This window comes from Allocatelliglobosispora scoriae (assembly GCF_014204945.1).
Classification (GTDB): Bacteria; Actinomycetota; Actinomycetes; order Mycobacteriales; family Micromonosporaceae; genus Allocatelliglobosispora; species Allocatelliglobosispora scoriae.
In genome coordinates this window covers 374,388-386,032 of sequence record NZ_JACHMN010000001.1, presented here as the reverse complement: position 1 = coordinate 386,032, position 11,645 = coordinate 374,388, and the positions used below count along the sequence as shown (strand labels likewise).

The following is an 11,645-nucleotide window of genomic DNA, read 5'->3' as shown; positions in this document are numbered from 1 at the left end:
GACGCCGGCTCAGCGGCACATCGCGGCGTTCATCTCGTCCGGGCGCACCGGCGGCGGCAGCGGACCGCTCGCCGCACCCGCCCGGAAGCTCTGCAGCAGGTAGCCCAGCAGCCGCGCCGACAGCTGCGGTGCCGCATCGCCACCGGAGTGGATGATCCCCGTGTTCGCCATCATGATCATGATGAAGTCCTCGGGTACGAAATCCGCCCGCAGCGTCCCCTCCGCCTGCGCCCGCTCGATCAGCGCCCAGAACCCCGCCTGCGCCTCGGTCCGCCGCGCCTCGAACTCCCGGTCCTCCGGGAACCGCAGCGTCATCACATCCGCCAGACCCCGATCAGCCACCTGCAGCTCACACCACCGCCGCAGGTAGGACGCGAAACCCTCCCACGCCGACGGCAGCGCCAACGCCTCCCGGGCCGCCTCCGCGTAGCCCGCCATCCGCTCGATCGACGTCGCCACCACCAGCGACTCCCTCGTCGGGAACCGGCGGTAGAGCGTGGCGATACCCACCCCCGCCCGGCGCGCGATCTCCTCCAGCGGCGCCTCCAGGCCCTGCTCGGCGAAGACCGACCGCGCCGCGCACAGCAGCTTGGCGCGATTGCGCTCCGCGTCGGCGCGCAGGGTCACCGCGTCGTCGGCACTGGGGGTCATGGGTTCAGCCTAACGCCGGAATAACTGGAGGGACCCCTCCAGTTGGTGCTACCGTACCCCCGAACCGGAGCCAACCCTTCACTTACCCCGAGAGGCAACCCCGTGAACATCGCCCTCTGGATCGTCCAGATCCTGCTCGCCGTCGCCTTCATCGCCGCCGGCGCCATGAAAGCCACCTCCCCCAAAGAGAAGCTCGCCCCCAAACTCCCCTGGGTCAACGACTTCTCCGCCGCCACCGTCAAATTCGTCGGCATCGCCGAACTCCTCGGCGGCATCGGCCTCATCCTCCCCTGGGCCCTCGACATCGCCCCCATCCTCACCCCGCTCGCCGCCAGCGGCCTCGCCCTCACCATGGTCCTCGCCGCCGCCTACCACGCCCGCAAGAAGGAATACCAGGGCATCGTCGTCAACATCGTCCTGCTCGCCCTGTCCCTCTTCGTCGCCATCGGCCGCTTCTGAACCCCCACCGGCCCTCGCACCGACCCCGCTCGACATGATCGGCGCAACTCTTCAAGAGTTGCGCCGATCATGTGAATTTCCTGAGTCTTGGCTGTCAACACGGCGCCGTGAGTGGGCGATCTTGACCACTTCGGTCATCATGACCACATGGTCTTCAAGAAGCTGCTGGGAAGTCTCGGCATCGGCGGACCCACCGTCGACACCGTCCTCACCTCGCCGTCCACCCAGCCCGCGGGCAGGCTCACCGGAAACGTCCACGTCCGCGGCGGCGGCCGCGACGTCGAGATCGAATACGTCACCCTGATCCTCTCCGTGCAGGCCAACGTCGCCGGCGGCTTCCACTCCGGCGGCGGCGTCGAACTCCTGCGCGTACCCGTCGCCGGCCGGTTCCCCCTCGCCTCCGACAGCACCCACGCCATCCCGTTCAGCATCGAACTGCCCCCGACGACACCCTTCAACGCCGTCTACGGCAACCTGCTGCCCGGCATGACCATGGGCCTGCGTACCGAACTCTCCGTCGCGAAATCCTCCGACAAGACCGACCTCGACCCCGTCGTCGTCGAACCCATGCGCGCCCAGCAGCAGATCCTCGACGCGCTCGGCACCATCGGCTGCCGCTACATCCGCACCGACCTGCGCCCCGGCGGCCACGTCGGCGTACCCGTCCCCTACGTGCAGCGCGTCGTGTTCCTCCCGCCCTTCGAAGGCCGCCCCACCCCGCAGATCCCCCAGATCAGCTTCACCTTCGCCGCCGACGGCCAGGCCCTCCACGTCACCGTCGAGACCGGCCGCACCAGCGGCGACCGCCACAGCGTCGCCCACGCCGACGCCGAGCGCACCGACTGGGTCGAGATCGTCGACTCCTGGCTCCGGCAAGCCTTCAGCAAGCCCCAACCCGCCCCCAACCAGGGCGGATTCATGGGCGGCCAGCAAGGCTACGGCCAGCAGCAGTACGGGCGCCCCGGCTACGGCGGCCACCAGCAGCCCTACGCCTACCACCGCAAACCCGGCATGGGAGTCGGCGGAGCAGTAGCAGCCGGCGTCGGCGGCGCAGCACTCGGCTTCCTCGGCGGCATGGTCATCGGCGACATGATCGGCGACGCCTTCTCCCCCGACGGCGCCGACGCCAGCAACTTCGCCGACGGCGGAGACGGCGGATACACCGAGATGGGCGGCGCCGACAGCGGCGGCGACTACGGCGGCGGCGACTACGGCGGCGGCGACTACGCCAGCGGAGCCGAAGACTTCGGCGCGGGAGATTTCGGCGGCGGCGACTTCGGCGGCGGCGACTTCGGCGGCGGCGACTTCGGCGGCGGGGATTTCGGCGGCGACTTCTAACCTCCCTGAATTTTAATGCTGGACACGCCGCACCAATAGCAATAAAAGTCAGGATCGATTCCACGCGAATCGATCCTGACTTTTATTGCAGGATCCCCGGCGTGTCCAGCATTAAAATTCAGGGAGGAGGCTCGGAGAGCAGACGGCGACGGGAGCTACGCTGGCCGTCATGTTCAAGACCCTCGTCTGCTTCGCGCTCTTCTTCATCGCCGTCGGCGCCGCCGGCGCCTACTTCGCGAGACAGCGCAACAGCCGGGGCAACGGTCCGGGCAGCCGCTGACCCTTCGTGGAGTTCATCGACGGCACCGGCCTGGCCATCCTCATGGTCGCCGCCACCGGAGCAGGCTGGGTCGACGCCGTCGTCGGCGGCGGCGGACTCCTGCTCCTGCCCACCATGCTGCTCAGCTCCGGGCTACCCCTGCCCACCATCCTCGGCACCAACAAGCTGACCGCCATCGCCGGCACCACCTCGGCCGCGATCACCTACGCCCGGCGTACCCCCATCGACTGGCCCGTCGCCGGACCCGCCGCAGGCCTCGCCGTCGTCTTCGCCGGCGCCGGAGCCCTCGTCGCCGGATCCGTACCACCCTCCGCCTACCGGCCCGTCATCCTCGGCGTCCTCGCCGCCGTCGCCCTCTTCCTCACCTTCCGCCCCAGCATGGGACTCACCGGCGACCCCGCCAAACGCACCACCACCCGGATGGCGGTCATGATCGCGCTCGGCGGCGGCGTCATCGCCTTCTACGACGGCGCCATCGGCCCCGGCACCGGCACCTTCCTCGTCCTCGGCTTCACCGCCATCATCGGCGCCGACTTCCTGCGCGGCTCGGCGATGGCGAAGCTCATCAACGTCGGTACGAACTTCGGCGCGCTCGTCGTCTTCGGCCTGCTCGGCCACGTCAACTGGACCCTCGGCGCCATCCTCGCCTGCTGCAACATCGTCGGCGCCCAGTTCGGCGCCCGGATGGCCCTCAAACGCGGCGCCGGCTTCGTCCGCATCGTCCTGCTCGTCGTCGTGCTCGCGCTCGTCGCCCGCCTCTCCTGGGACCAGTGGCACTCCTGACCAAGATCGCCGCAACTCTTCAAAAGTTGGCCCTAACGGGTTTGTAGGGCCAACTCTTGAAGAGTTGCGGCGATCTTGCTTGGGGTCGGCCCGGCCAGACGGCCGCGGTGGGGCTCGGCCGCTCAGGCGGGCTGGGTCTCCGGGGCCGGGCGACGCAGCGGCAGCATCCGCCAGGCCGCGACCGCCAGGGCCAGGGCGATCGTCGCGGCGCCGGAGGCGAACAGCGTCCACGAACCACCCCACGCGGTCACCATGACGCCGCCCGCGATCATCCCCAGCGGAGTCGCCGGACCGGTCAGCGCGCCCTTCGCCGCGAGCACCGTCGACAGCTCCCCCGGCGGCGTCGCGTTCTGGAACGCCGTGGTGATGAACGCCGGGAACGGCCCGTAGACGAGCCCGCCGACGGCGAACATCGCGACCGTCAGCCCGGTCGGCGCGCCGAACCCGAAGGGCAGCAGGATCCCGCCCCACGCGATGACGACGGCGATCACGAAGGGCCACGTCCGCTGCGTACGCAGGAGACCGCCGAGCAGCCCGCCCACGATCGCGCCGATGCCGAAGGCGGCCCAGTACGCCCCCAGCAGCCGCGCCGAACCACCGCCCGCGTCGATGTGGATCGGCAGCGCCACCTCCACCGGGCCGTAGAGGAACCAGAACCCGGCGGTGACGAGGGCCAGGGCGAGCAGTTCGGGCCGCCGGACCAGCAGCCGCAGGCCGGATCGGCGGCCGTCCTCGGTGCTCGGCTCGACGGCGGTGACGGTGATGCCACGCACCGCCAGGGCCAGCGCCAGGAAGCTCACGGCGTCCAGGGCGAGCGCGACACCGGGGTTCACGGCGGCGACGAGCAGTCCGGCGGCGGGCGGGCCGAGCACGATGGCGGTGTTGAGGGCCGTGTTGACCAGCGAGTTGGCGGCGAGGCGTCCCTCGGCGGGGATGAGCGCACCGACGAGGGAGTAGATCCCGGCCTGTCCCCAGGCGGCGAGCAGCGACGACAGGGCGAGCAGGACGACGTAGCTCCACGGTCGCAGCTCACCGGCGAGGTGCAGCGCGGCCGCCGTACCCAGCATGGTTGCCCTGAGCAGGGCGTTGCCGATCACCAGGCGCCGCGACGGGAGCCCGCCGAGCCACCGGCTGAGGGTGAGGGCGCCGATCACCGCGGGCAGCGAGTAGGCGGCGAGCGCGGCGGCCGTGACCGCACCCTCCTGGCCCGGTGCGGCGAGGGTGAGGGCCAGCCAGGCGATGACGACGGCGCTCATGCCGTCGCCGAGGTAGGAGATACCGAGGCCGGCCAGGAGCCGCCGGAAGCCGGGTTGGCGCAGAACGCCGAGGTAGGTGTCGCGGAGCACCGCGTGATCATGCCGGTTCAAGGGGGCTTGAGGTCAAGACGCTCTCCCCCGGTGGAATCCGGACCCGATAAATCAAGATCAAAAACAGGGACCCGCTTTTCCGGTGAAAGCGTCGTGCCGCCCGCGTGCGGGCGGCACGACTTCCTTCTAAGGTCTGGCTCTGACATCACGTCACACCGCCTAGGGTGTCCTAGGACGCTAGGTTGTGAATCGAAGGGACACACTTCGCGAGCCCGTCATACCCGGCAGGCACAATGTGATCGTGACGGGAACCCCAGACGCCATGCCCGACCCCGGCCAGACCCGCGAAGCGCTGCGCGTCCACCAACCCGACCTGATCAACCGCTACGACGCCCGGCTGCCCGGCGCCAGGGCCGCGATCCTGGCCCGACTGTGGGGCGCGATCAACCGGGAGCCCATACCCGGCATCGCCGAGCGGCGCGCGGTCGGCTCGGACTCCCTGATCACCTTCACCGACGGCGCGCGGCTCATCGGTGCCGCCTCCGCCGCCGCGGCCTTCGCGATCCCCCCGGACGACCTGCACCTCACCCTGTCGCGGCCCGGCGGCGGCGAGACCCGCCACACCGACCCGGCGGTGCTGCTGCGGGCGCTGGCGCTGCCGGTGCCGGTGCCCGCCGAGCGGATCGACCGGTTCGCCAAGGAGCTCGCCAACAGCGTCGCCAACCTCGCCCTCGGCCGCGCCGACCAGCCCTTCCACCCCGACGGCACCCCCGGGCTGCTCGCCGAGTGGGCCGGGCGCCCCGGCGCGCTCGCCGCACTGGAGCAGGCGGTCGTCGACGGGCACCCGCTGCACCCGGGCTGCCGCACCCGCAGCGGCATGTCCACGGCAGATGTCCTCGCCTACGGCCCGGAGCACCACCCGGCGATGACCCTGCCGGTCTACGAGGTCCCCGCCGACCGCTGGCTCTCCAGCGGCGCCGGGCTCGCACCCCGGCTGCCGGTGCACCCGTGGCAGGCCGAGCACCTGCTCGCGGAGTTCGGCCACCTGAAGCTCACCGGCGACCGGATCGCCGTCGCACCGCTGATGTCGCTGCGCACCCTGGCGAGCCTCAGCGACCCATCGCGGCACTACAAGACATCGATCGGGGTGCAGATGACCAGCGCGGTCCGGCAGGTCTCCCCCGCCGCCGTGCACAACGGACCCCGCGTCGGCGCGCTGCTCGGCCAGCTCGGCGCCGACCAGGGCCTGGCGGTCTGCCCCGAACCCGCCGCCGGCTGCGTGGTCCACGACGGCACCCCGCTGGGGTCGCTCGCGGTCGCGCTGCGCCGGGTGCCGCTGCCCGGCCCCGGCGAGGTGTGGCTGCCGCCCGCCGCGCTGACCGCCCGCAACACCGACGGCCGCCCGGTGCTCGTCGAGGCGGTGACCATGGGCTACGGCGGGCACCCCGTCGCATTCTGGCGCGACCTGGTCAACGTGGTCGTCCCGCCGCTGCTGATGCTGCTCGGCCGCGGCGTCGGGCTGGAGGCGCACGGGCAGAACCTGCTGCTGCGCCTGGCCTACGGCCGCCCGTCCGGCCTCGGCTACCGCGACTTCGGCGGGCTGCGCGTGCACGCCGGGCGGCTGCGGCGCATCGGCCTGGAGGCGCCGAAGCTGCGCGGCGACCTGCTCACCACCGACGAGGACGCGCTGCGGGCCAAGGTCGTGGCGAGCGCGTTCGCGACCGTCCTCAGTGAACTCGCCGCCACTCTGGCCAGGGAATATGACACCGATCCCGACTCCCTGTGGCGTATGGTCGCCGTGCGCGTCGACGAAGCGCCTGACCCGCTGGACCGCGCCGCGCTGCTCGAGGCGCCGTGGCGGATGAAGGCGACCACGGCGATGCGCCTCGCCGCCGATCCCCTGACCGACATCTGGACCGACGTGCCCAACCCGCTGGAGGCGCCCGCATGAGGACACCCGCCGGCAACGCCGCGGTGGAGGCCGCACCCCAGTTCCACACCCAGGCGAGCAGCACCGTCGCCGCCCGGCTCGCCGGTGCCCTGCACCGGGAGGGCGTGCGCCGGTTCGGCGGTGTCGAGCACGCGTTCGACCGGGTCGAGGTCGCCGACGCCGGCGTCGACGACCCGGTCGACCTGCTCCCGCCGGAGCTGGAGAGCGGCACGCTGCCCGCCGAGCTCACCGACGCGGTGGAGAAGCTCTCCCTCGCCTACGCCCGGCGCGCCATCGACGACCGGGCAGCCCGCAAGTCCGGCGCCGCGGACATCTTCGCGCTGGTCGCGGGGTTGCGATCCGACGACTGTGTCGTCCGCCTCGAGAAGCTCGGCACCGAGGGCCACAACCTGCACCCGTGCGGGCGGACCCGGCTCGGCTGGACCATGCACGACGCGATGGCCCACGACCTGGAGTCCCCGGCGACGACGATCGGCTTCGTGGGCGTACCCGTCGGGGATTATGTCGGCGACGACCTGGGTGAGCGCCTCGGCGTGGCCGCACCCGACGGCATGCGCGCCGTGCCCGTGCACGGCTGGCAGCTGGGGCTGGTCGTGGACCGCTACGAGGAGCTGCCGATGCTGCCCAGGCTGCTCGCGGGCAGCCCCACCGCCGCCCTGCGCACGCTGTGGGTGCCGGAGCTGGGCGAATATCTCAAGCTGTCGCTCGACATCCAGGTCACCTCGACCCGGCGGACGATCTCGATCGCGTCGACCCGCAACGGGCCGCTCATGTCAGGGCTGCTGCCGGACCTGATCGAGGACGACCGGGTGCTGCTGCTCGCCGAACCGGCCGGCGGCGCGTCGACCCTGGGGTCGGGGCGGGACCTGTCGGTGATCGTGCGGTCGGCGATCGGCGAGCTGCGCCCCGGCGAGCTGCCGGTGCCGGGCAGCGCCCTCGCCGCGGCCTGCCCGATCACCGGCGAGCGGCTGATCGCGCTGCTCGCGGCCCGGTCCGGGCTCGCGCCGCTGGACTTCGTCGAGGAGTACGCGCGGCTGCTGCTGCCGCCGGTGCTGCGCCTGTCGACCCGGTTCGGGGTGGGCATGGAGGCGCACCTGCAGAACTGCGTGATGACCTTCGTCGAGGGGCGGCCGAGCCGGCTGATCCTGCGCGACCTCGCCGGGCTGCGCCTGCACGCCGGGCGGCTCGCCGCGAGCGGGCACGACTTCGCGCTGTGGCCGGGGTCGGTGGTCGGGACCGACGACGACGAGGTGCTGCTGTCCAAGGTGGCCTACACCGCGTTCCAGGCGCATCTGGGCGAGGTGATCCTGCGCCTGGCCGAGGCCGGGCTCGACGAGGCCGCCGCCTGGACCCGGGTCCGGCTCATCGTGGACGAGGTCTTCGACGACCTCGGCGACTCCGAGCACGCCAAGGGCGACCACGCGTTCCTGACCGCGCCGACCGTGCCGCACAAGGCGCTGGTCCGGATGCGGCTCGCCGGGACGGGCGATCTCTACGTGCCGGTGCGGAACCCGCTGCATGCTGCCTGACCGGATCGCGGCCGCCGTGCGCGGCGCACAGCAGCCCGTCTGCGCCTACGTCTACGACACGGCGGCCCTGGTGGCCAGGGCCGCCGAGGTCCGTGCGGCACTGCCGCCAGGCACGACGCTGCTCTACGCCATGAAGGCCAACGGACACCCCGACGTCGTCCGGGCCCTCGCCGGTGCCGCCGACGGCATCGAGGTCGCCTCCGGCGGCGAGCTCGCCGTCGCGGTCGCGGCCGGGGCGCGGCGGATCGCGTTCGGCGGCCCGGCGAAGACCGACGCGGAGCTCGCGGCGGCCGTCGCGGCCGGGGCGACGGTCCACGTCGAGTCCGTCGGAGAGCTGCGCCGCCTCGCCCACGTCGGCGGCCGGGCGGCCCGGGTGGCGCTGCGGGTCAACCGGGCCGGGGTCGCGGTCACCGGCAGCCACCAGATGACCGGGGTGCCGACGCCGTTCGGCATCGACGAGGCGCAGCTCGCGGACGTGGTGGCGACCGCGCGGGAGCTGGGGATCGCTCCCGTCGGCTTCCACCTGCACGCGGTGAGCAACAGCCTCGACGCGGCGGAGTTCGCTGACCATGTCAACGGAGCCGTGAGCTGGTCGCTGGCGGCCGGGCAGGCGCTGGGGATACCCGTGGAGTACGTCAATGCCGGCGGCGGTCTGGGGGTCTCCTACACCGGTCCGCAGCGCCTCGACCTGACCGCACTCGCCGCCGCGCTGGACCCGGTGCCGCAGGGGATCGAGCTGGCGGTCGAACCCGGCCGCTACCTCGCCGCCGACGCCGGGTGGTACGCCGCCGAGGTCCTCGACCTCAAACACACCCACGGCCGCTGGTTCGCGGTCGTGCGGGGCGGCACCCACCACCTGCGCCTGCCCGCCGCCTGGGGCTACGACCACCCGTTCACGGTGCTCCCCGTCGAGCGGTGGCCCTACCCGTGGGACCGGCCCGAGGTGACCGGAGAGGTCGACGCGGTCGGGGAGCTCTGCACCCCCCGCGACGTGCTCTGCCGGGGCCAGGCCGTGGACCGGCTGCGCGTCGGCGACGTGCTCGTCTTCGCCCGCGTCGGCGCGTACGGCTGGGACATCTCGCACCACGAGTACCTGCGCCACCCCCACCCCGAGCTGATCGTGCTTCCGCTCACCGCCGGTGACTGATCCACGACCAAGAGCGATGGGTCATCACAAGATGGTCTACGTCCCGTCCGTTATCCCCGTGTGACCACCTAGACTGTGCCGGTTCACCCCCCCAGCACCGACGAACACTCCGGCAACCTCACGCCGGCACCACTACTCCGGCAACCCCCACGGAGGAAACCCCATGCCGAACGGCCGCCCCGCCTCCGTCCGGTCTCACCGTCGCGGCGGCGCACGCCGCGGCCGGAAGACCGCACTGGCGATCACCATCCCGCTCGCCACGATGCTCGTCGCCAGCGGACTCGTCGGCGGCTACCTCTGGCTGTCGCGGCAGTCCTGCTCCGGCACCGCCTCCAGCACGGTGATCGCGAGCCCGACCACCGCCCCGCTCCTCGAACGCCTCGGCCGGGACTGGACCGCCACCCGTACCTCGGTCGACGGCGCGTGCGGCACCGTGAAGATCGTCGCGATGGAGTCGTCGAAGGTCGCCGAGTCGCTGCAGAGCGCCTGGAGCACCAAGTGGGTCGGCGACGCCCCCGACGTCTGGGTCCCCGAATCCACCGCGTGGGTACGCACCGCCTCCGGCAACGCCGAGACCGAGAAGATGATGCCGGACCTGCAGCCGAGCATCGCCCGGTCCCCCGTCGTCATCGCCATGCCCAAGCCGATGGCCCAGGCACTGGGCTGGCCCAAGACCCAGCTCGACTGGGCCGACCTGATCGACCGGTTCGCCGGTCTCAAGAACGGCTGGGGCTCCTACGGCAAGGACTGGGGCGCCTTCAAGATCGGCATGACCGACCCGGCGACCTCCACCGCCGGCCTGCTCGCCCTCTCGGCGATCATCGACGCCGACGACAACGAGGACATCGACGACGACGAGCTCAAGCGGCTGTTCCGGCTCAAGCAGGTCATGAAGGTCTACGAGCCCAACACGGCGCAGATCCTGCGCGGGTTCGACAGCGAGGGCATGGGCGGCGCCAACGTCCTGACCTACGTCTCGGCCTTCCCCGCGCTGGAGCAGGAGATCATCGCCTACAACATCGCGCACCCCAACGCCGAGCTCGTCGCCGTCTACCCGAAGAACAACACCGAGGCCGACAACCCCTACCTGACGCTCAACGACACCCCGTGGGTCGACGCCAAGCGCCAGGCCGTCGCCGGCGGGTTCCTCGCCTACCTGCGCAGCCCCGAGGCGAAGGCCGTCCTGCAGGCCGCCGGGTTCCGCGACCCCAACCGCAAGGCCGGCGCGACCGTGACCGAGGCGAACGGCGTCCTCGCCGAGCTCACCTCGCTCCCCCGCGGCGTGCTGCTCACCGACGCCGTCAACACCACCCTCAACACCTGGACGTCGCTGACCCGGCCCACCAACATGCTGCTCGTCCTCGACGTCTCCGGCTCGATGGGCGAGAAGGTGCCCGGTCTCGGGCGCACCAAGCTCGACCTGACGAAGGAGGCCGCGCGCCTCGCCGTGCAGCGCTTCGACGACTCGGCGAGCGTGGGCCTGTGGTCGTTCTCGTCCAGCCAGGGCGGCAAGCCCTACCGGGAGCTCGTGCCGCTGACCAAGCTCGGCGCCGAGACCTCCGACGGCGTCAAGGGTTCGGAGAAGGTGCTCGAGGAGATCAAGAACCTCAAGGCCGGCGGCAACACCGGCATCTACGACACGATCGCCGCAGCGCACGACGCGGTCCGGTCGAAGTACCAGGCCGACGCGACGAACCTGGTGGTCATCCTGACGGATGGGGCCAATGACGACCAGGGCAAGGGCCTGACGCTGGACCAGCTCACCAAGAGGCTCAAGGACGCCGACCCGAAGCGGCCGGTGAAGGTCGTGACGATCGCCCTCGGGCAGGAGGCGAACGGGTCGATCCTGCAGCAGATCTCGGCCGCCACGGACGCGCCGCCGCCGTTCGTGTCCCGCGACCAGTACGACATCACCGCCGTACTGCTGCGGGCGATCTTCCAGACCCGCTGACGCCGTCACCGCACGACCGACCCCGCCGCGCACTCTGCGCGGCGGGGTCGCGCCTTTCCGGGGGTACGCGGGTGAGCGGGCGCGGCTCACCGAACTCCACCTGGATGACAACAGGCTCACCGCGATACCCGAGTCCATCGGCAACCTCACCCGGCTCACCGAACTCCACCTGCACGACAACAAGCTCACCGCGATACCCGACTCCATCGGCAACCTCACCCGGCTCGTTACCCTCAATCTTCGGCGCAA

Annotated in this window: 9 protein-coding genes and 1 pseudogene; 8 read left to right on the top strand and 2 right to left on the bottom strand. The window is 71.7% G+C overall.

What is annotated here, in order from left to right:
- Positions 1–9: 9 nt before the first annotated feature.
- Complete coding sequence (locus tag F4553_RS01675; protein ID WP_184831177.1) at positions 10–651, bottom strand: TetR/AcrR family transcriptional regulator; 642 nt, start codon at positions 649–651, stop codon at positions 10–12.
- A gap of 102 nt (positions 652–753) precedes the next feature.
- On the opposite strand from F4553_RS01675, the gene F4553_RS01670 reads away from it, so the two are divergent.
- From F4553_RS01670 to F4553_RS01660, 3 genes are all read left to right on the top strand, one after another.
- A complete protein-coding gene (locus F4553_RS01670) occupies positions 754–1,110 on the top strand; it encodes a DoxX family protein (RefSeq protein ID WP_184831175.1) in 357 nt (118 codons plus the stop codon).
- A 147-nt stretch (positions 1,111–1,257) separates the two neighbouring features.
- Positions 1,258–2,448, top strand: coding sequence for a sporulation protein (locus F4553_RS01665; protein WP_184831173.1), 1,191 nt, complete (start codon positions 1,258–1,260; stop codon positions 2,446–2,448).
- Positions 2,449–2,770: 322 nt separating this feature from the next.
- Positions 2,771–3,511 carry a sulfite exporter TauE/SafE family protein gene (locus F4553_RS01660; protein ID WP_184833114.1) on the top strand — a complete coding sequence of 247 codons (741 nt, stop codon included), beginning with the start codon at positions 2,771–2,773 and terminating at the stop codon, positions 3,509–3,511.
- Positions 3,512–3,633: 122 nt separating this feature from the next.
- Here F4553_RS01660 and F4553_RS01655 read toward each other — a convergent pair whose 3' ends face one another.
- On the bottom strand, positions 3,634–4,857 hold the full coding sequence (locus F4553_RS01655; protein ID WP_184831171.1) for an MFS transporter: 1,224 nt from the start codon (positions 4,855–4,857) through the stop codon (positions 3,634–3,636).
- A 262-nt stretch (positions 4,858–5,119) separates the two neighbouring features.
- Between F4553_RS01655 and F4553_RS01650 the strand changes: the two genes are divergently transcribed.
- From F4553_RS01650 to F4553_RS42795, 5 genes and pseudogenes are all read left to right on the top strand, one after another.
- Positions 5,120–6,769, top strand: a complete 1,650-nt coding sequence (locus tag F4553_RS01650; RefSeq protein WP_312875057.1) for an IucA/IucC family protein — start codon at positions 5,120–5,122, stop codon at positions 6,767–6,769.
- The gene (locus F4553_RS01645; protein WP_184831169.1) at positions 6,766–8,298 is read left to right on the top strand and encodes an IucA/IucC family C-terminal-domain containing protein; all 1,533 of its coding nucleotides are present in this window, start codon (positions 6,766–6,768) and stop codon (positions 8,296–8,298) included. Before F4553_RS01650 ends, F4553_RS01645 begins: the two co-directional genes overlap by 4 nt.
- Entirely contained in the window at positions 8,288–9,445 is a 1,158-nt protein-coding gene (locus tag F4553_RS01640) for an alanine racemase (RefSeq protein WP_184831167.1), read from the top strand. Before F4553_RS01645 ends, F4553_RS01640 begins: the two co-directional genes overlap by 11 nt.
- Positions 9,446–9,608: 163 nt before the next feature.
- Complete coding sequence (locus F4553_RS01635) at positions 9,609–11,396, top strand: substrate-binding and VWA domain-containing protein (RefSeq protein WP_184831165.1); 1,788 nt, start codon at positions 9,609–9,611, stop codon at positions 11,394–11,396.
- Between the two features lie 34 nt (positions 11,397–11,430).
- A pseudogene (locus tag F4553_RS42795) lies at positions 11,431–11,640 on the top strand (leucine-rich repeat domain-containing protein); the annotation flags it as partial.
- Positions 11,641–11,645 lie beyond the last annotated feature (5 nt).